This is a genomic window from Salinispora goodfellowii (assembly GCF_059570675.1).
In genome coordinates this window covers 70,148-90,611 of the sequence record NZ_JCANTD010000018.1, presented here as the reverse complement: position 1 = coordinate 90,611, position 20,464 = coordinate 70,148, and the positions used below count along the sequence as shown (strand labels likewise).

18 protein-coding genes are annotated in these 20,464 nt (G+C 71.5%); 5 read left to right on the top strand and 13 right to left on the bottom strand.

Annotation, left to right across the window (positions count from 1 at the left end; genetic code table 11):
* Positions 1-33: 33 nt before the first annotated feature.
* Both T398_RS17240 and T398_RS17235 read left to right on the top strand, forming a co-directional pair.
* The gene (locus tag T398_RS17240) at positions 34-1,161 is read left to right on the top strand and encodes a hypothetical protein (RefSeq protein WP_496448167.1); all 1,128 of its coding nucleotides are present in this window, start codon (positions 34-36) and stop codon (positions 1,159-1,161) included.
* A 218-nt stretch (positions 1,162-1,379) separates the two neighbouring features.
* Positions 1,380-1,721, top strand: coding sequence for an RNA polymerase-binding protein RbpA (locus tag T398_RS17235; RefSeq protein WP_012013503.1), 342 nt, complete (start codon positions 1,380-1,382; stop codon positions 1,719-1,721).
* Between the two features lie 150 nt (positions 1,722-1,871).
* Here the strand turns inward: T398_RS17235 and T398_RS17230 are convergent, their stop codons facing one another.
* From T398_RS17230 to kdd, 9 genes are all read right to left on the bottom strand, one after another.
* Positions 1,872-2,387, bottom strand: coding sequence for an FxsA family protein (locus tag T398_RS17230; protein WP_496448212.1), 516 nt, complete (start codon positions 2,385-2,387; stop codon positions 1,872-1,874).
* A gap of 166 nt (positions 2,388-2,553) precedes the next feature.
* Entirely contained in the window at positions 2,554-3,342 is a 789-nt protein-coding gene (locus tag T398_RS17225; protein ID WP_496448165.1) for a polyprenol monophosphomannose synthase, read from the bottom strand.
* On the bottom strand, positions 3,335-4,951 hold the full coding sequence (gene lnt / locus T398_RS17220) for an apolipoprotein N-acyltransferase (protein WP_496448210.1): 1,617 nt from the start codon (positions 4,949-4,951) through the stop codon (positions 3,335-3,337). Before lnt ends, T398_RS17225 begins: the two co-directional genes overlap by 8 nt.
* A 532-nt stretch (positions 4,952-5,483) precedes the next feature.
* Positions 5,484-6,821 (bottom strand): glutamate mutase L, encoded by a 1,338-nt coding sequence (locus T398_RS17215; protein ID WP_496448163.1) that lies wholly within the window; start codon positions 6,819-6,821, stop codon positions 5,484-5,486.
* Positions 6,818-7,210 (bottom strand): 3-aminobutyryl-CoA ammonia lyase, encoded by a 393-nt coding sequence (kal, locus tag T398_RS17210; protein WP_496448161.1) that lies wholly within the window; start codon positions 7,208-7,210, stop codon positions 6,818-6,820. The genes T398_RS17215 and kal overlap by 4 nt, the downstream gene beginning before the upstream one ends.
* Entirely contained in the window at positions 7,207-7,989 is a 783-nt protein-coding gene (kamE, locus tag T398_RS17205) for a lysine 5,6-aminomutase subunit beta (protein ID WP_496448159.1), read from the bottom strand. The genes kal and kamE overlap by 4 nt, the downstream gene beginning before the upstream one ends.
* Entirely contained in the window at positions 7,986-9,548 is a 1,563-nt protein-coding gene (kamD, locus tag T398_RS17200) for a lysine 5,6-aminomutase subunit alpha (RefSeq protein WP_496448157.1), read from the bottom strand. The genes kamE and kamD overlap by 4 nt, the downstream gene beginning before the upstream one ends.
* Positions 9,545-11,110: an amidohydrolase gene (locus tag T398_RS17195; protein ID WP_496448156.1), complete on the bottom strand. Its 1,566-nt coding sequence runs from the start codon at positions 11,108-11,110 to the stop codon at positions 9,545-9,547. Before T398_RS17195 ends, kamD begins: the two co-directional genes overlap by 4 nt.
* 5 nt (positions 11,111-11,115) lie before the next feature.
* Positions 11,116-12,174, bottom strand: coding sequence for an L-erythro-3,5-diaminohexanoate dehydrogenase (gene kdd / locus T398_RS17190; RefSeq protein ID WP_496448208.1), 1,059 nt, complete (start codon positions 12,172-12,174; stop codon positions 11,116-11,118).
* A gap of 148 nt (positions 12,175-12,322) precedes the next feature.
* On the opposite strand from kdd, the gene T398_RS17185 reads away from it, so the two are divergent.
* The gene (locus T398_RS17185; RefSeq protein WP_496448155.1) at positions 12,323-13,726 is read left to right on the top strand and encodes a KamA family radical SAM protein; all 1,404 of its coding nucleotides are present in this window, start codon (positions 12,323-12,325) and stop codon (positions 13,724-13,726) included.
* A 135-nt stretch (positions 13,727-13,861) separates the two neighbouring features.
* Here the strand turns inward: T398_RS17185 and T398_RS17180 are convergent, their stop codons facing one another.
* Positions 13,862-14,059, bottom strand: a complete 198-nt coding sequence (locus T398_RS17180; protein ID WP_496448154.1) for a CsbD family protein — start codon at positions 14,057-14,059, stop codon at positions 13,862-13,864.
* Positions 14,060-14,213: 154 nt separating this feature from the next.
* On the opposite strand from T398_RS17180, the gene T398_RS17175 reads away from it, so the two are divergent.
* Complete coding sequence (locus tag T398_RS17175; RefSeq protein ID WP_496448153.1) at positions 14,214-14,834, top strand: histidine phosphatase family protein; 621 nt, start codon at positions 14,214-14,216, stop codon at positions 14,832-14,834.
* Here T398_RS17175 and T398_RS17170 read toward each other — a convergent pair.
* Together T398_RS17170 and T398_RS17165 are read right to left on the bottom strand one after the other, a co-directional pair.
* Positions 14,755-15,270 carry an Lrp/AsnC family transcriptional regulator gene (locus T398_RS17170; protein ID WP_496448152.1) on the bottom strand — a complete coding sequence of 172 codons (516 nt, stop codon included), beginning with the start codon at positions 15,268-15,270 and terminating at the stop codon, positions 14,755-14,757. The two genes, T398_RS17175 and T398_RS17170, sit on opposite strands and share 80 nt — an antisense overlap.
* Before the next feature lie 82 nt (positions 15,271-15,352).
* Positions 15,353-16,495 (bottom strand): acyl-CoA dehydrogenase family protein, encoded by a 1,143-nt coding sequence (locus T398_RS17165; RefSeq protein ID WP_496448150.1) that lies wholly within the window; start codon positions 16,493-16,495, stop codon positions 15,353-15,355.
* A 169-nt stretch (positions 16,496-16,664) separates the two neighbouring features.
* Between T398_RS17165 and T398_RS17160 the strand changes: the two genes are divergently transcribed.
* Entirely contained in the window at positions 16,665-17,582 is a 918-nt protein-coding gene (locus T398_RS17160; RefSeq protein ID WP_496448149.1) for a 5'-3' exonuclease, read from the top strand.
* Between the two features lie 68 nt (positions 17,583-17,650).
* On the opposite strand, the gene T398_RS17155 is transcribed toward T398_RS17160, so the two are convergent.
* Complete coding sequence (locus tag T398_RS17155) at positions 17,651-20,419, bottom strand: DEAD/DEAH box helicase (RefSeq protein WP_496448147.1); 2,769 nt, start codon at positions 20,417-20,419, stop codon at positions 17,651-17,653.
* Between the last annotated feature and the right edge of the window lie 45 nt (positions 20,420-20,464).

The following is a 20,464-nucleotide window of genomic DNA, read 5'->3' as shown; positions in this document are numbered from 1 at the left end:
GGCCGCGATGCCGGCATCTAGACTCGGCGTCCGATGGACGAGCAGGCCGCACCCGCCGACCCCCGCCCCTGTGCCCACTGCGGACGCCCGGTGCCGCAGCGAGCCGGAGCGGGTCGCCCCTTCCGCTACTGCCGGGACAACGACGGCGCCTGCCAACAGGTCGCCCGGACCAGCCGGATGCGACACCGCAACGCCCCCGGGCTACCCGGGCAGGTCGCCCGCACGTGGGAGGCGGTGGACCGACTCGACCAGATCGTGGTGTCGCTCACCGAGACGCTGCACACACAGCTGTCCCCGGTCGGGGTGGAACAGCAACTGGCCCAGGCGCGCGCCGACGCGGCCAACCAGGTGGCGGCGGCGCAGACCGATCGGGACGAGGCACGCCGCGCCGCCGAAGATGCCGCCGCCGCCGCCGTCCAGGCCCGGGAGCAGGCCCGCAGCGCCACCGCCGAGCAGGAACGAGCCCGCGCCGAAGCGGCCGGCGCCGTCGCGGAGGCCACCGCCGCCGCGGATCACGCCGACCAGTCCCGTAAGGCTCGGGACCAGGCCCGCCAGGAGGCGAGCGCGGCACAGGCCCTACTGGGGCAGGCCCAGCAGGACCGCGACGCCGCGCGGGCCAGGGAACTCGATGCCCGTACGCAGCTGCGCAGCACCGACGCCGCACTCACCGCCCAACGGCAGCTCGCCGCGGACCTGGTCGCGGAACGCGACGCCGCCCGCGCCGACGCCCAACAGGCCGCGCGGGCGCAGGCCACGGCGACCGAGCAGGCCCGCGGACACCGCGCCGACGCGCAGCAGGCCCGTCAGGACGCGCAACGGGCGCAGGCGCAGGCCGCGGCGGCGATGCAGGAGCGGGACCGGGCGGTGGCCGACCGGGACCAGGCCGAGGCGCACCGTCAGCAGGCGGTGGGGGACGCGGAACGGGCGCACGCGGACGCGACGACCCTCGCCGAGCAGGGCCACGCCCTACGCGGGCAGCTGACCGCCGCCCAGCAGGACGTGACCGCCGTGCAGGGCCAGCTGGCGGAGCTGACGGCACGGCTGCGGGCCACCGAGAGCGACCGGGACGAGGCGCATCGGCGAGTCGCCCAGCTCGCCGACCAGGTCGCCCAGCTGGCGGCTGCCCTAGCCCAACGGGAGGCGTCCCCGCCCGTACGCTGACGCGCGGGCGACATCACCTCGTTCGGTCACCTCGCGAACCTTCGGCCAGGTCGCGACGATCGAACTTTCGGCCAGGTCGGGGCGACCCCCGCCGGGCCGAGCTACCCTCCGGCTACCCTGGTTGCCGGCCCGTCACGTGCCACCGGGCGGGAATGGCCCGACGGACACCGACTGTTACACCGAAACAGACCAGCACCACAACCGAGGGGAAGACGATCATGGGCGAGCGCATGCTGCGCGGAAGCCGTCTGGGCGCGGTCAGCTACGAATCCGACCGTAACACCGAGCTCGCGCCGCGTCAGACCCGCGAATACCTGTGCGCCAAGGGTCACCAGTTCGAGGTGCCGTTCGCCGTTGACGCCGAGGTCCCGATGACCTGGGAATGCAAATTCGACGGCAGCGTCGCCCGGCTGGTTGACGGCAACGAACCGGAGCAGAAGAAGGCGAAGCCGCCGCGCACCCACTGGGACATGCTGTTGGAGCGGCGCTCCATCGCCGAACTGGAGGACATTCTTGCCGAACGGCTCAAGGAGGTCCGCACCCGCCGCGGGCGCGCCTGAACCATCCGACGCCGCACCCGCCCTGGGCCATCCCGCCCGGGGCGGGTGCCGTGGTCTCACGGGTCGGCCCCAGGCAGGGCTGCGGCCGCCCGGGGCGCCGGTCGCGGTCAGCCGGGCCGCAGTCGGCGGGTGCGGGCGGAGGTCCGCAGCTCAGCCCTGCCGGGGCTCGACGATCTCGCCCTCGATGGGCTGGCCGCCGTCAACCACGGTCGGCTCCGCCGCCGGCTGCTGCTGCGGGGCGCCTCGGTGCACCCGCACCCGGCGCGGCCCAAACAGGTCACCGGCGACCATCGACGACACTCGCCGCTCCGTCGTGCGTCGTACCCCCGCGCGGGCCAGTTGGCGCACCGGCGGCACCAGCAGCACCAGCCCCAGCGCCCCACTGAGCAGACCCGGAGTGGCCAACAACAGCGCGCCGAGCAACCCCACCAGCCCATCGGTGACCTGCGTGCCCGGCGGTTGACCAGACCGCGCGGCGGTCTGGAAGCCCCGCCACGCGCGCATCCCCTCCCGGCGCAGCAGCGCCATGCCCAGCAGCGACGCTGCGAACACGGCCAGCACCGTAATCCCGAACCCGGCAGCCCGGCCCACGGCCACGAACACCGCCAGCTCCACCAACGCCGCCAGCAACAACGCCAACGGTACGAACCTCAGTCCCCGGCGCATCCTCACCTCACCACCCGACCGCCACGCCCCCACTACCCGGCTCCCCGGGTGGAGTACGTCGTCCCGCCCGTCCAGCATGACACGGCCGCGCCGCCGCCAGCCCACACCACCAGCCGGCCGGGGCGCGGGCGCCACCGGGCAGCGGAGGGGAACCGGCGCAGTGGCACTACGGCCAACGCACCTGCCCCGTGGGGGTGCCGTGCAGCCCGCGGCGCAAGGCCAGCCGCCGGTCCGCCACCGCCCACCCGGTAATCCGCCACAACGCCTCGGCCACGATGAACGGACTCATCTTGCTGCTACCGCGTTCGCGCTCGGCGAACGTGATCGGCACCTCCACGATCCGCGCACCGGCCCGGTGCGCCAGCCGCGACAACTCCACCTGGAACGAATACCCCTGCGAGCACACCGACGCCAGGTCCAACGCGTCCAGGGCACTGAGCCGATACACCCGGTAGCCGCCGGTGGCGTCGGAGACCGGCATTCCCAGGGCCAGCCGCGCGTACAGGTTGCCGCAGCGCGACAACAGCAGCCGCCGCAGCGGCCAATTGACCACCTGCGCGCCCCGGGTCCACCGGGACCCGATCACCACGTCCGCATCCCGGGCCGCGGCCAGCATCGCCGGCAGGTCCTCCGGGGCGTGCGAGCCGTCGGCGTCCATCTCCACCACCGCGTCGTAGCCGCGTTGGCGCGCCCACCCAAACCCGGCCAGATAGGCGGCACCGAGCCCCTGCTTTCCCTCCCGGTGCAGCACATGCACCTGCCGATCCCGCCCGGCAAGGGCCTCAGCGACGGCACCGGTGCCATCCGGGCTGTTGTCGTCGGCGATCAGAATGTCCACCGACGGCACCGCCCGACGCAACCGTTCCACAATCCAGGTCAGGTTGTCGGCCTCGTTGTAGGTCGGGATGACCACGAGCACCCGCTCCACCCCGGGATGACCGGTCTCGTCATGCACCGTCCTGCCTCCCTCGTGCCGGCGTACCGGCCGTCGCCGCACCGCGGGCACGTCGCCGCACCCCGGCTGCGGCCAGGGCCGCCACGGCCAGGACCGTCAGCGCCACCTCCGGCCACAACCCGACCCGGGTCGCCAAGGTGTCTCCGTCGGCCAGGTACAGCTGCCGCACCACGATCGCGCGGGTGTTGAACTCGGTGGCATCGCTTACCCGCCCATCCGGGGAAACGAACCCGGAAACGCCCACCGTCGAGGCCATCAGCGCCGGACGACCATGCTCGACCGCCCGCAGCCGTACCATGGCCAACTGCTGCCGGGCCTCAGCCACATCGAAGGTGGCGTTGTTCGTCTGCACCACCAGCAGCTGCGCCCCACCGGTAACAGTGTCCCGGACCACCTCGTCGTAGGCGACCTCGAAGCAGATCACATCACCGAGCACCACCGGACCGGCGGTCAGCACACCCGGGGTGCTACCCGGCACGAAATCAGACCGCACCCGGTCAACCTGCTTGCTGACCAGGCGGGCCACCTCACGAAACGGCACATACTCGGCGAACGGCACCGGATGCCGCTTCGTGTACAACTGGTCGAGGTCCGGGCCGGTCCCCGGCCGCCACAGCAGCCCCGCGTTGCGCACCTGCCCCTCGCCCGGGCCGCGCAGCACCGCCCCGATCAGGATCGGCACCCCCACCGCGTCGGCAGCAGACTGGATCCGATCCCCGGCGGAAGCGTCCTGCAGCGGATCGATGTCGCTAGAATTTTCCGGCCACACCACCAGGTCAGGGCGGGGCCGGGCGCCGGACGCCACCTGGTCGGCCAGCTCGACGGTGGCCTGGACGTGGTTGTTCAGCACCGCCTGCCGTTGGGCGTTGAAGTCCAGTCCCAGCCGCGGCACGTTACCCTGCACGATCGCCACCGTCACCGCCTCCCCACCGGCGTCGGCGCGGATCGGCACGAGCAGCCCCACAGCCGGCACCGCCAGCGCCGCCACCACCGCCCCCGCCACCGGCGTCCACCGTCGGCCCGGGTGGCGATACGCCGCCCAGCCCGCCCAGGCGGCGGCCACCAGAAGCCCACCGATCACCGCGACCACGAAGGTCACCAGCGGCGCCCCGCCCAGGACAGCAAACCGCAACAGCGGCGACCCGTCCTGGCTGAACGCCAGCCGACCCCACGGGAAACCACCGAACGGAGTGCGATCACGCAGCGCCTCCTGCGCCACCCACAGCACCCCGGTAAACACCGGCCACCCCCACCGGAACCGGTCAACCAGCGGAGAAACCCACGCGGTGGCCGCGCCGAGCAGCGCCAGATAGCCGGCCTGCAACAGCGACAGCAGCACCCACGGCAAGGAGCCGGTGTGCAGGTTCGTCCAGCCCAGCAGCGGGGCGAAAAACGCCACCCCGGTCAGGAACCCGAGGCCGGCGCCGACGCGCGGACGCCGACGGTGGGTGGCACCGGCCAGCAGGGCCACCCCGACCGCCGCCAGCGGCCACACCCCGTACGGCGGAAACGCCAGCAACATCGCCACGCCCCCACCGACCGCCGCCACGATCGCAAGCGGCAGCGGCAGCCGACGTTCCCGCATCACTCCCACAGCCGTCGCCGGCATGTCCACGATCACCTGCCGAAGGGTACCCGGCCTGGTCCGCGCCGCTTCGCCAGTGCGGACCACGGCGGCCGCACCTCGACCGGCACCCCGGGTAAACGGAAATCGGGGCGCGGCAACCGCCGCACCCCGATGCTCCCAGGCCCTTCCCGGCCGGTGGGGCGAGAATGGGACGCGCCGACCTTCGGACCGACCGGACGGCAGACTGGCTGCCCCCGCCTGGCCGTTGTCTACTGGCCGTGCCTCTCACCCTGCCCGTACACCGGTAACCGCGGCCGGTCCGCGCCGCCCCGCCGACCCCCGCCCGCTGGACCTGGCCGCCGCGACCACACACTCGGTGTCGCTCGGCCAGCGGACGAAGGGACGAAGCGAACAACAGCCGCTTCCCGTAGTAGGACTCAAAGACGGTACGTGCTCCCCCCGGGGCGCTGTCAACCCGGGGCCGACGAGTCGTCGCCACCATCCGGCGTGTCGCGCCAGCCGCGCCGGCCAGCCCGCACCGAGCGACCCGCAAATCGGGCAACCAGGGGCACGCCTAGCCCCCCGCGCGCAACCGGTCAACAAGAGCACGGGCCGCGACCGGTTGCGTGCCGCCGAGCAACCCGGCGGCGGCCAGCACATAGTCCACGTCAACCACCGGCCGGGCGGCACGCGGCAACGGCCACCCGCCAGCGTGGTCGGCGAGTACCCCCGCGAGCACCCCCGCGGCGTCCACGGACCCGGCATGCCGGAGCACCCCACCCGAACCGACCAGCAGCCGGACATCCCGCAGATCCCGTCCCGCGCGCTCACCGGTGGCCGCCCCGCGGGCGTGCCGCCGCAACGCCACCGTGGCCGCCAGAGCAGCCAGCCGGGTGTCTGTCGCCCGCTGCGCCCCACCCACCGCAAGATAGGCGGGGTCGTCGGCGCGCCGCTGCGCCGCCACCGCCAGCACCTCGGCGTCGGCCGCGTCGAGCAGCCGCTCCGCCACCGCCGCCCGCACCACACCCGGGGCGCTCCACCGCACCCCCAGGTCCCCCTCGACGGTACGGGCCCGCCACAGGCTGCCCGCCGCCTCCCGACCCGGCCCGCTCTCCCGCTCATCCGGCGTCAGCACCGAGTACACGTCCGTGGTCGCCCCACCGACATCCACCACCGCCAGGTCACCGCCGAGCGTGTCCGCAAGCAACTCCACGCCGGTCAGCACCGCATCCGGAGTGGCCGCCCGCACCAGCCGCGGAAACCGCGGACCCCGCGACAGCCGCTTACCGCCGATCACATGCTGCAGGAACACCGCACGGATCGCCGCCCGCGCCCCAGCCGGCGCCAACGCCCCGATCCGGGGCAGCACATTCTCCGCCACGGTCACCGGCACCCGCGCCGACACCAGCATCGACACCAGATCGTCGCGGACCTCGGCGTTGCCGGCGAAGACCACCGGAACCCGCCAGCGGGCCCGCGCCAGCCGGGTCGCGTTGTGCGTCAACGTCTCCGCGTCGCCGCCGTCGGTGCCGCCGACCAGCAGCAGCACATCCGGGCGGGCCGCCCGCACCGCCGCGAGACCCGCCGCGCCGAGCCGACCCGCGGCCACATGCACCACATTCGCCCCCGCCGACAGCCCCACCCGACGGCCCGCCTGCGCGGTCACCAACTGTTCGTAGCCGACCACCGCCAACCGCAGCCCGCCCCCGGCAGACGAACACACATACCACGGCGCGTCCCCCACCGGCAGGCCGTCGGTCGCCGCCGCGACCGCCGCGTCCAACCCCCGCAACACGTCACTGCCCACCGTGGTGGGCGCCGCCGCCGCCGCCACCAGCCCCGCGCCGTCGAGATCGACCACCGCCACCTTCGTGTACGTGGAGCCGACATCCGCGCAGATCGCGACGTTCACGCCACCGGCGGCACGACCACCGTGCCCGTCGCAGAAACCGCCACGATCGGCGGATCACACACCTGCGCGGCGGACTCCCCCCGCTCCGGACAGGCCCGACACACCACCACACAGCTCAACTCCAGCGTGCGGCTGCGCGTGCCCACCCGGGTGACCCGACCCGTCACCTCCACCACGTCACCGGCGCGCACCGGCGCCAGGAACCGCACCTCCGCGTAGCCGGCGAACAACCCCTCATCCCCGTCGGTCCGGATGCAGACCTCCGTGGCGACGTCCCCGAACAGACCCAACGCGTACGCCCCGTCGACCAAACTTCCCGCGTAGTGCGCATGCGAGTAGGGCACATACCGCCGGTGCGTCACCGTCACCCCGACCCTCGGGTCACTCATACCGTCACCGCCCTCCGGCTCGTGATCAACGCATGAACCAGGTAAGAGGCCACCTCACCCGGAGTGGTACCGCGGCCGAAGATCCGGTCCACCCCCAACTCGGCGGTCATCGCCTCGTCGAAACGCGGCCCACCGACAATCAACAACGGCCGCTTCCCCGCCGGCCACGCCTCCCGAACCGCCGCCGACATCTCCCGGGTGTTGTGCAGATGCGCATCCCGCTGCGTGACCACCTGCGACACCAACACCGCATCCGCCCGCTCCGCCCGAGCCGCCGCCACCAGATCCGGAACCCCCACCTGCGCGCCCAGATTGCTGACCCGCAACTCCCGGTAGTACTCCAGCCCCTTCTCCCCGGCGACGCCCTTGACGTTGAGAATCGCGTCGATCCCCACGGTGTGCGCATCGGTGCCGATACACGCCCCCACCACCGACAGCTTTCGCCGCAGCTGCCGCTTGACCACCGCATTGACCTCCTTCGCCGACAGCAACGGAAAGTCCCGCTCCACCACCCGCACCGCCGAGGTGTCCACCAGATGGTGCACCCGCCCGTACACCACGAAGAAGGTGAACCCGTCCCCCATCGGCCGAGCATGCACCAGCATCGCCGGGTCGATGCCCATCTTCCCGGCCAGCTGGATCGCCGCACCCTCGGCTCGCTTGTCATGCGGCAGTGGCAACGTGAACGACACCTGCACCATGCCGTCACCGGTCGTGTCCCCGTACGGCCGCACGACCTGCTTCTCCGGCACCGCCGCCTGCTCCGGCACGACTGTCACGACCCCGCCCCTTCCAGGATCTCCACCGCCGGGTTGTAATAGTCGCCCTCGTGCCGCGCCACCCCGTCCAACCCCCTACCCCGGTCCGCCGGCCGCTTCATGATCCCGAACGTGCCCTCGCCGATCGCCGTCAGCAACGACTGCTCCCCGACCCGCTCCAACAACTCCACCGCCGAACCCAGCACCCGGTGTGCCCGCTGCTGAATGAACCCGCCCGGCGCCGGCACGAAATCCTCGTGCAGCCCACCCGCGGCACCCAGCACATACCGGACGTTCTGCAGGGCGATATCCCGATCCGACAACCACGGCGTCACCACCGCCTCGGTCATCATCCCCACCAGCAGAATCCCCTGCCCAGACAGCGCCCCCACCAGGTTGAAGAAGCCGTCGAGCAAGTTGCCCCGAAACACATCCCCGGTCATGTGCTTCGTCGGCGGCATCCACTTCAACGGTGCATCCGGGAACAACTCCCGCGCCAACAGCGCGTGTGCCAACTCCAACCGCAACGACTCCGGCACATCCGGGTTGACCTCAAACGCGTGCCCCAACCCCAACTGCCAGTCCGCCAACCCCGCCTCATGCGCGAAGTACTCATTGAGCAGCTGCGACACTGTCACCGTGTGCGCCTCGTCCACCGCATCGGCAGTCGTCAGGTAGTTATCCTCACCGGTATTGATAATGATCCCCGCCCGGGCGTGCACCTGCCGCGAGAAACGCTGATCGACGAAGGTACGAATAGGATTGATATCCCGGAACAAGATGCCGTACATCGAATCGTTCAACATCATGTCCAGCCGCTCAAGGCCCGCCAACGCCGCCATCTCCGGCATGCACAGCCCCGACGCGTAATTCGTCAACCGCACGTACCGGCCCAACTCCCGCGACGACTCGTCCAACGCCGCCCGCATCAGCCGGAAATTCTCCTGCGTCGCATACGTACCGGCAAAACCCTCCCGAGTCGCCCCCTCCGGCACATAGTCCAGCAACGACTGCCCCGTAGACCGGATCACCGCGATCGCATCCGCCCCCGCCCGAGCCGCCGCCTGCGCCTGCGGAATATCCTCGTAAATATCCCCCGTCGCCACGATCAGATAGATCCACGGCCGCCGCCGCGGATCCCCGAACCGCCGCACCAACCGCTCCCGCTCGGCCCGCCGCCGATCAATCCGCCGCACCCCCGCCGCGACCGCCCGCCGCGCCGCCCGCCGCGCCGCCGTCGCCGCCCGCCCCGCCGGAACCTCAAACCGCACCGACCCGGCCGCCGCCTTCTGCGCCAACAGCGTCACATCCGCCAACTGCTCCCGCGCCAGGGCATCGAAGACCGGAGCAGCCACCCCATGCCCCAAGCCCACATCCGCGACCACCGCATCCACCAACCGGTTCACCCACGGAATCCCATCCGGATCCGCACCCTGCACCCCGGCCAGCCGCAGCACCGCCCGCTCCACCGACACCGTCGTGTGGCTACGCGCCAACTCCACCACCGGCGCCCCAGCCCGAGCAGCCAACTCCCGCGCCCGCGCCACCAACACCGGATCCAGATCGAGCTTCCCGGTCACAAGCCGCCCTCCCCATAGATCACGGCACCACGCAGCACCGTGCGTCGACACACCGGCAACGGCGTCGGGTCCGATGCACCCCGCGCCTCCGGATCCTCCGCCTGCAACACCGGCAACCCCCGCTCCACCCCCGCCGGGGTATCCCACACCGCGAACGTCGCCGGCGCGCCCAACGCCAACACCCCGTCACCATCGCGCCGCACCGCACGCCAGCCACCCCGCGAATGCGCCGCGAAAGCCGACCGAACACTCATCCGCTGCGCCGGATTGTGATGCGCCACCGCCGCCCGCACCGACCCCCACGGATCCACCGGAGTCACCGGGGAATCCGACCCGAACGCCAACGACACCCCCACCGAATGCATCGCCCCCAACGGATTAGCGGCCAACGACCGATCCAGCCCCAACCGCGACTCATACATCCGACCCGCACCACCCCACAACCGGTCAAACGCCGGCTGCACCGACGCCACCACGCCATACTCCACAAACCCGGCGATCATCCGCTTGTCCACGAGCTCCGCGTGCTCCACCCGATGCCGAGCCGCCCGCACCCGATCCGTGCCCAGCCGCTCCGCCACCGCCGCGAACCCCGCCAACACCGTCGCGATCGCCGCATCCCCAATCGCGTGAAAACCGCCCTGCACCCCGTACCTCGCGCACCCCAACAAGTGATCCCGCACCTGCCCCGTCGACAGATAGCCGTACCCGCACCCACCCGCATCCACATACGGCACCGTCAGCTGCGCCGTCTGCGCCCCCAACGCCCCATCAGCGAAGACATCCCCACCAGCACCCACCGCACCCAGCTCCCGCGCCCGCTGCGCCCCACCCAGCTCACCCCAGTACCCGTACACCTCCGGCACCCCCACCCCGGAGATCCCCAACAACCCCGTGAAATCCTCCTCGCCGGAAATCTCCGGCCCACCACACTCATGCACCGCCGCGACCCCCAACGACGCCGCATGCGCCAACGCCGCCCGCTGCGCCGACGCCCGCTGCACCCGACCAACCGTGCCAAACGCCGCCTCCCGCACCAAATGATGCGCATCCCGCTGCAACCACCCCGACTCGTCGAAACCAGCCGCGGCAACCACCCCGGGACACGCAGCCAGCAACGCCGTCGACACCAACGCCGAATGCATCGACGCCTGCGACAGGTACACCTGCCGCCCGGCCGCCGCCCGGCCCAACTCCTCCGCCCCCGGAGGCACCGGCACCGGCCAGATCGACTCGTCCCAGCCATGCCCCAGCACCACACCATCAGGCGGCAACCCCTCGGCGAACGCCGCCACCGCCGCCAACAACTCCCGCCCCGACCGCACACCCGACACGTCCAGCCCCGACAGCCCCAACCCGGTGGCGGTCGTGTGCACATGCGCGTCAACGAACGCCGGCGTCACCAACGCCCCATCCAACTCCACCACCTGATCGGCCACCGGCGCATCAGCGTCCGCACCCAACCAGACAATCCGGCCATCGGCGACCAACAAGGCAGTCGCACCCGGGTCAGCAGGAGAATGCAGCACACCGCCGCGGTACAGCGTTGAGGGGTTCGTCATGGCAATCAGTCTGCCGCCAGCCGCGCCTCGAAGAGACGACGCACCCCCGGTTCGCCCCGCACCAGATCCAACGCGAACTCCGCGTGCCCCGGCGCGTACCCGTTACCCACCAACATCGTCACATCCGCCGCCAGGCCCTCCGCACCCAACGCCGCCGCAGCGAAACTCGTCGCCATCGAGAAGAACACCACCGTGCCACCGTCACCCGTGGCCAACACCGCCCCATGCTCACAACCCGGCGCATCCACACATACCACCGTCACATCCGCCGGCATCCCCAGCGCCGACGTCACCGCCGTCGACAGCGCCACCGGATCCCGCGCATCGGCCAACACCACCACATCCGCCAACCCGGCCGCCACCAACGCGTCCCGCTCCCCCGCCGCCGGCACCACCCCGACGGTCCGCGCCGCGCCCGCCCGCCGCGCCGCAGCCAGCGACAGCGACCCACTCTTGCCCGCACCGCCAATCACCGCGACGCTGACCGGCCCCGCCGCCCCCTCCCGCGCCCGCTCGGTCACATACCGCTCCACCACCCGTGCGGTCAACGCCGGAGCCCCACACACATCCAGCGCGGCGAGCGACAACTCCGGATGCAGATCCGCCGGCAGCACCGCCGCGATGGAGCGGGCAAACAGGATCGCATGACCATCACACGGGACCTGCTCACTGCGCCCATCCCACCGGGCCAGGCCATCCGCGACGGCCAACGGGGTCAGCGTCAGCGACACCAGAGTCGCCACCCGGTCACCCACCCGCAGCCCCAGCGGCGACCGCCGACCAGCCTCCTCAACCGTGCCGATCAACATGCCACCCGAGCCGGTCACCGGGTTCTGCATCTTGCCCCGCGCGGCGATGATCTCCAGTACCTCGGCGCGGACCCGCGCGCCGTCCCCGCCGTGCTTCTCCCACAACTGCCGGAAGCTCGCCGCGTCCAGGTTCAGCCGCTCCACCCGGATCCGTAACTCGTTCGGAGCGATCGCCGGACTCGCGTCCAGTCGCCAAGCCCCCTGCGGCAGCACTCCCGCGGGCTCCAGAACGCGGTGCAAACCCACCGGTGAAATCACGCCGACCTCCCTGTCCAGCCGCCTGAAGCCCGGACCTCGACTCGCAAAGCGGGAAAACTTACGGCAGAATAATTACTTTGCCGGATAATTTCCAGACCCTACGGGAATGTTGATCATGAACACCGCCACCCACGAGGAGGGGCCCGTGACTCAGATCCACCCCGCGGAAACCATCTCCGCAGCCCAGCCTGCACCCGCCGCCCCCACCACGGGCCAGCCCTACGAATACCGACGAGCTCCCCTCGTCGAACCCGACTGGACCCGCTTCCCCGGCTGGCGCCACATCAGCCGCGACCAGTGGGAATCCGCCCAATGGCAACGCACCAACTGCATCAAGAACATCAAGCAGCTCCGCGCCGTCCTCGGCGACCTCGTCGGCGAGACCTTCTACGCCGACCTGGAAGCCGACCAGAAGGCCCTGGCCACCATGTCCATGCTGGTGCCACCCCAGATGCTCAACACCATGGTGCCCTTCGAGGCGATGACCACCGACGCCCTCTACGCCGACCCGATCCGGCGCTACATGGTCCCCGTCGCCTCCGACCGACGTACCGACTGGCCCTCGCACCCGTACGCCAGCCGCGACTCCCTCCACGAACACGACATGTGGGTCGCCGAGGGCCTCACCCACCGCTACCCCACCAAAGTCCTCGCCGAGCTCCTCTCCACCTGCCCGCAGTACTGCGGGCACTGCACCCGGATGGACCTGGTCGGCAATTCCACCCCCGCCATCGACAAACTCAAACTCACCCTTAAACCCGTCGACCGCTACGACGCCCACATCACCTACCTCCGGGCCCACCCAGGCGTCCGCGACGTCGTCGTCTCCGGCGGTGACGTGGCCAACGTGCCGTGGAAGAACCTCGAGTCGTATCTGATGCGCCTGCTCGACATCGATACCGTGCGCGACATCCGGCTCGCCACCAAGGCTCTGATGGGCCTGCCCCAGCACTGGCTCCGGGCTGATGTTGTCGAAGGCCTCGAGCGGGTCGCCCGCACCGCCGCCCGCCGCGGCGTCAACCTCGCGATCCACACCCACGTCAACCACGCCCAATCCCTCACCCCACTGGTCGCCAAAGCCGCCCAGACCGCCCTGAACGTCGGAGTTCGCGACGTCCGCAACCAGGGCGTGCTGATGCGCGGCGTCAACGCCACCACGCCCGACCTACTTGATCTCTGCTTCGCGTTGCAGGGCGAAGCCGGCATCCTGCCGTACTACTTCTACCTGTGCGACATGATCCCCAACGCCGAACACTGGCGGGTCCCGGTCAGCCACGCCCAACAGCTCCAACACGACATCATGGGCTACCTGCCCGGCTACGCCACTCCGCGAATCGTCTGCGATGTTCCCTTCGTCGGCAAGCGCTGGGTACACATGCTCACCGAATACGACCGAGAGCGGGGCATCTCGTACTGGACCAAGAACTACCGCACCTCCATCGAGTCCGCTGACCTGGAGGCGCTCAACAAGCGGTACGCGTACTACGACCCGATCGACACCCTGCCCGAGACCGGTCAGACCTGGTGGGCGGCCCACCGCGACGACTGACCCACCACGATCCGCCGCCCGTGTGACCCGTGGGCGGCACCGGGCTACGGCGATCCGGCCGTGGCCAACACCAGTCGCCACAACGACGGGCCCGGCAGCACCTTCCTGCCGGGCCCGCGTGGTCAAGCGGTCACGTCACTGCGCCCCAGTCCGATCCCACTCACGATCCGACTGCTCAGCGCGCTCCTCCCTGGCCTGGCGAGCACGGGCGTCGTCCCGCTGCCGGACCCCTTCGACCCGCAGCCGCTCGTCGCCGCAGACATCGCCCACCCGTTCCTTGGTGGCGCCGGTCAGCTCGTCCACCAGGTTCTTCGTCTTGGTGGCGAAGCCCATCTCCGCTCTCCCCTCGTGGCGTTTCGGCCATCGACATCGGGTTTCCCGTGTCGATGGTGACTATTCGTTTGGGTTGGTGTGTTGGGGCACGTCGCGTAGTGCGTCCTAGGATGCTAGCCAGGAAGAAACCGGCACCCAGTGATTGACTGAAGGCATGGGTGAGCTCCTCCTGATCAGACACGGTGAGACCACGTGGAGCGCCCGTCGGCGGCACACCTCCCACACCGACCTCGCGCTGACCCCCGACGGCGAACGGCAAGCCCGCGCACTCGGCCCGATGCTCACCGGCCGGCGCTTCGCCACCGTCCTGACCAGCCCCTGCGCCCGCGCGGTACGCACCGCTCGGCTCGCCGGCCTCACCCCGACCGGGACAGACAACGACCTTGCCGAGTGGAACTACGGGGAGATCGAGGGCCGCACCACCGCCGAGGTCCACGAAGAAGACCCCGACTGGAACCTCTGGACCGACGGCTGCCCCGGTGGGGAGTCTCCCCACCAGGTCGGCGCGCGGCTCGACCGGCTCCTCACCCGACTGGGCCCCGTCCTCGACCACGGAACCGTCGCCGTAGTCGGACACGCGCACAGCCTCCGGGTGCTCACCGCCCGGTGGCTCGGCCTACCGCCCTCCGCCGGGGCGCTGTTCCGGCTGGAAACCGCGACCGTCAGCGTGCTCGGCCACGAACACGGCCGGCCGGTCATCCTTCGGTGGAACCAGCCGGCTCCCCCGGACCCCGCGGACCCCGCGGCCGCAACCGCCCAGTCGCCGCGACACTGAACTTCGGTGGCCGGCCCTCGTAGGGCGTGGACAACACCACCGTGGTCCGCGTGGTCACACTCGCCGCCATCCGGATCTCCTGCAGCACCCGCTCCAGGTCGGTCGGCCCGGCCACCCGCAGCAACAGCAGGTAGAAGTCCTCCCCCGCGACCGAGTAGCACGAATCGATCTCCGGTAGGTGGGCCAGCCGCTCCGGCGCGTCATCCGGCTGCGAGGGATCAAACGGCCGAATCGCCACAAATGCCGTCAGCGGTAGGTCCAGTGCCTCGAAGGACACCCGGGCCGCGTACCCGCCGATGACCCCACGCTGCTCCAGCCGGCGGACCCGCTGGTGCACCGCGGAGACCGACAACCCCACCCGCTCCGCGAGGTCGGTATATGACAGCCGGCCGTCCACGGCCAGCTCCGCGACGATGGCCCGGTCGATCTCCTCCACGGCGAGCAACCTACCGGGAAACGGCCCACCACGCGACGCTGGGCGCCAGAAACAGCGGCGCGGCCGCAGGCCCGCCCCTCCGTCAGCCCTTCGCCAACGCCCGGGAGATGACCAGACGCTGGATCTGGTTCGTCCCCTCAACGATCTGGAGCACCTTCGCCTCGCGCATGTACCGCTCCACCGGGTGATCAGCGACGTAGCCCGCCCCGCCCAGCACCTGCACCGCGTCGGTGGTCACCCGCATCGCCACATCGGTGGCGAACAGCTTCGCCTTCGCCGCCTCGATCGAGTACGGCCGGCCGGCGTCGCGCAGCCGGGCCGCCGTCAGCATCAGCGCCCGGGCCGCCGAGATCTGGGTGGCGGCATCGGCGAGCAGGAATCCCAACCCCTGGAAGTCGACGATCGCCCGGCCGAACTGCTGCCGCTCCCGGGCATAACCGACCGCGTAGTCCAGCGCCGCCTGAGCCAGGCCAACCGCGCAGGCCGCGATCCCCAGCCGGCCCGAGTCCAGCGCGGACATCGCGATACCGAAGCCCTTGCCCTCCCCGCCGATCAGCCGCTCTGCCGGCACCCGCGTCCCATCGAAGACGACCTGCGCCACCGGGGAAGCGTGCAGCCCCATCGTGCGCTCCGGCAACTGCGGCTCGATCCCGGACAGGTTCCGGTCCGCGAGCAGGCAGGAGATGCCCGACGCCCCGGCACCGCCGGTACGGCAGAAGATGTTGTAGAAGTCCGCCACGTGGGCGTGTGTGATCCACGCCTTCGTGCCGGAGACGACGTACTCCCCGCCGTCGAGGACGGCCCGGGTGGTCAGACTCGCGGCATCCGAACCACCCTGCGGCTCGGAGAGGCAGTACGCGCCCAGCAACTCCCCACCGATCAGCTCGGGCAGCGACTTCCGCTGCTGCGCCGTGCCGTACTCGGCGAGCGGGAAGCAGGACAGGGTGTGGACGCTGATCGCCTCGGCGACCGCGAGCCAGCGGCTGGCCAGGATCTCCAACACCTGCAGGTACACCTCGTACGGCTGGGCGGCGCCGCCGTACTCCTCCGCGTACGGCAGGCCGAGCAGGCCCGACCGGCCCAGGGTGCGCAGCACCTCCCGGGGGAACTCGGCGCGCTCCTCGTGGTCGGCGGCCTTCGGCGCGAGCTCCCGGTCGGCGAGTTCGGTGGCCAGGTCCAACAGGTCGTGGGCCTCGTCGGTGGGGAGGATCCGGTCGACAGTCATGGGTTGATGAGCTCCGTGGGGGTGGGGTTGAGCCGTCGCACCGACCAGCTTAACGGTCGTTCGGTTCGCCGCACCGCCGCGGCACCGGAACGCGTAGCGGACGCCGTCGACCCCTCCCCCGCTGCCCGCATCCACGCCGATGTCGGTGCGGTGTGCCAGGCTGTTGCGCATGCCAGCCCCGCTGATGCTCGTGGACGCGCCCAGCCTCTACTTCCGGGCATACTTCGGCATTCCGGAGTCCGCCGCCGTCGGACCCGACGGCCAACCGGTCAACGCGGTCCGCGGCTTCCTCGACATGTTGGCGAGCCTGGTCCGCACCCGCCGGCCGGGCCGGATGGTGTGCGCGATGGACCACGACTGGCGACCCCAGTGGCGGGTGGCCCTCCTGCCGTCATACAAGGCACACCGGGTGGCGCCGGAGGGGGGTGAGGTGGTTCCCGACACGCTGAGCCCGCAGGTCCCGGTGATCCTCGACGTGCTCGACGCGCTCGGCATCACCAGCGTCGGCGCCACCGGCTACGAGGCCGACGACGTGCTCGGCACCCTCTCGGTCACCCAGCCGGGCCCGGTCGAGGTGGTCTCCGGTGACCGCGACCTGTTCCAGCTGGTCGATGACGCCCGCCGGGTGCGGCTGCTCTATGTCGGGCGGGGGGTGGCGAAGCTGGCAGACTGCGACGACGCCGCCGTCCAGGCCCGATACGGGGTGCCCGCCGCCCGCTACGCCGACTTCGCCGCGCTGCGCGGTGACCCCAGCGACGGTCTGCCGGGGGTTCCCGGCGTCGGCGAGAAGACCGCGGCGCGGCTCGTTGACCGGTACGGCGACATCGCCGGTGTGCTCGCCGCCCTGGACGATCCGGCTGCCGGTTTCGCACCCGGGCTACGGGCGAAACTCAGCGCCGCGCGGGACTACCTGGCCGTCGCCCCGACGGTGGTCCGGGTCGCCCTCGATGTGTCGCTGCCCGCCCTGCCCACCGACCTGCCGGCCGCACCGGCCGACCCCGCTCGGCTGCTCGACCTCGCCGAGCGGTGGAACCTCGCCGGCGCCGTCCGGCGCCTGGTCGACGCCCTGGCACATCGCGCCGACTGACCGCCGCCGCCAGCCGCACCACGCGGGCGGTGCTGGGGACGGTACGGTGCCGGACGGGAGGTGACCCGTCAGGCGGTGGCCTGGTAGGAGAGCACCCCGCGGTTCACCGCGACGATGGCCTGCCGCGCGGTGCTGCGCAGCTCGGAAGAGGCACCGCCGGATTCGGCCAACTGGCCGAGCAGGTCCACCACCTGCCGGGCCCAGCGGACGAAGTCGCCGGCCGGCATCTCGCCGTCGATGTGGCCGCTGACGAGGACCTTCGCGAGTGGCTCCCCACGGGCCCAGCGGTAGACCGGCCAGGCGAAGCCGAGATCCGGCTCCCGGGTCACGGTCAGCCCCTGTGCCGCCTCGTCGGCTTCGATCTCCCCCCACAGCTTCAACGTCTCGTCAACCGCCGTCGCCACCGCGCCCCGCGGCAGCGACGCGCGCTCGTCAACGTCCCGGCGTGCCTCGAAGACCACCACCGACACCGCCGCCGCCAACTCGGCCGGGCTGAGCCCATTCCACACGCCACGACGTAGGCACTCGGCGACCAGCAGGTCCGCCTCCGTCCAGATCCGGCTCAACATCCGACCGGCGTCGGTAACGCCCCCGTCGACGGCCAGGTAGCCACGGGCCGTCAACAGCGCCACGATCCGGTCGAAGGTGCGGGCCAGGGAACCGGTCCGGCCGGTCACCCGCTGCCGCAGCTCCTCGGTGTCCTTCTCCAGCCGGCGGCGACGCTCCGCCCAGCGGGCATGCTCCTCCCGTTCCGGGCAGGCGTGGCACGGGTGGCGGCGCAGCTCGGCGCGGAGCTGCACCAGCCGGTCGTCCTCCCCACCACCGCGCCGCGACCGGCCACCCCGCCGGCTGCCGAGCCGGTTCAGCCCGGTGCCGCTGACCGCGGCGGCCAGGTCCCGGCGCGCGGCCGGGGAGCGGTGGTTGAAGTGTTTGGGCACCCGAATCCGGGTGAGTACCTCCGCTGGGGTGGTGAAGTCACCCGGGCCCACCCGGCCCGCCCAGCGGTCCTGGGTCAGCACCAACGGACGGGGCTCCCCGAAGCCGGCGGCCGCCGGGTCCAGCACCACCGCAAGGCCAGCGCGCCGGCCGGACGGCACCCGGATCACGTCACCGACCCGCAGCCGCTCCAGCGAGACGATCGCCGCCGCCTTCCGCTGGCTCTGCCCCTGCCGGGCCAACTCCCGCTCCCGGTCGGCGATCGCCACCCGGATCGCGAAGTAGGCGTCGAAGTCACCGTGCTGGCAGGCTGCCTCCACGCCGTATGCCTGGACCGTCTCGGTGTTGCGCTGGACCTGCCGCGCCAGCCCGACCACCGACCGGTCCGCCTGGAACTGCGCGAACGAGGATTCCAGCAACGCCCGGGCCGGCTCCGCGCCCACGCTGCCGACCAGGTTGACGGCCATGTTGTACGACGGCCGGAAACTCGACCGCAGCGGGTAGGTACGGGTGGATGCCAGGCCGGCCACGTGCCGCGGGTCGGTCTCCGGGGACCAGACCACCACCGCGTGCCCCTCCACGTCGATGCCACGGCGGCCGGCGCGGCCGGTGAGCTGCGTGTACTCGCCGGGCGTCAGGTCCACGTGCGCCTCGCCGTTGTACTTGACCAGGCGTTCCAACACCACGCAGCGAGCCGGCATGTTGATGCCCAGCGCGAGGGTCTCGGTGGCGAACACCGCCTTCACCAGCCCGCGGACGAACAACTCCTCGACGACCTCCTTGAACGCCGGCAGCATGCCGGCGTGGTGTGCGGCGAGGCCCCGCTCCAACCCGTCCAGCCAGTCCCAGTAGCCGAGCACCGACAGGTCCTCGCCCGGGATCGTGGTGATCCGGCTCTCCACCACCCGACGGATCTCGGCCCGCTCCTCCGGACCGGTGAGCCGCAGCCCGGCGGCGAGACACTGCTGCACCGCCGCGTCGCAGCCGGCACGGCTGAAGATGAACAGGATCGCCGGCAGCAGCCCCTCGCGGTCCAGCCGGTCGACGATGTCCGGGCGCATCGGCCCCCGCCAGCGCGGCCCACGCCGACCCCCGTGACCTGCACCGCGCCCCTCCCCCAACTCGAGGCGGCGCAGCGTGTCCCGGGTGTAGCGCAGCAACTCCGGATGCACGTCGTGCTTGCGCGCGGCGTCGGCGTCGTGGAACAGGTCGAACATCCGCCGGCCAACCAGCATGTGTTGCCACAGCGGCACCGGCCGGTACTCACTGACCACGACCTCGGTCTCGCCGCGCACGGTGACCAGCCAGTCGGCGAACTCCTCCGCGTTGGACACCGTCGCCGACAGCGACACCAGCGTGACCGAGGCGGGCAGGTGGATGATCACCTCCTCCCACACGCCGCCGCGGAACCGGTCGGCGAGGTAGTGCACCTCATCCATCACCACGTACGCCAGCCCCTGCAGCGTCTCCGAGCCGGCGTAGAGCATGTTGCGCAGTACCTCGGTGGTCATCACCACCACCGGCGCATCACCGTTGATGGCGTTGTCGCCGGTGAGCAACCCGACCTGGTCGGCGCCGTGCCGGTCAACGAGATCGTGGTACTTCTGATTCGACAACGCCTTGATCGGGGTGGTGTAGAAGCACTTGCGGCGCCCCACGTCAGCCGAGGTCCCACCCCGCAGCGCCAGGTGGACGGCGAACTCGCCGACGACCGTCTTGCCGGCGCCGGTGGGGGCGCAGACCAGGACGCCGCTGCCGCGCTCCAACGCCTGGCACGCCTCCCGCTGAAAGTCGTCGAGGTCGACGCCGAGGTCGAGGGCGAACTCGTCCAATGCCGGGGACAGGGGGGCCTGTGCGGCCCGGCGGCGGGCCGCGGCGTACCGCTCGGCGGGGCTCGACATGGGACCAAGATTAGTGCGTACCGCGCCGGTACGGCCCACGAGGCC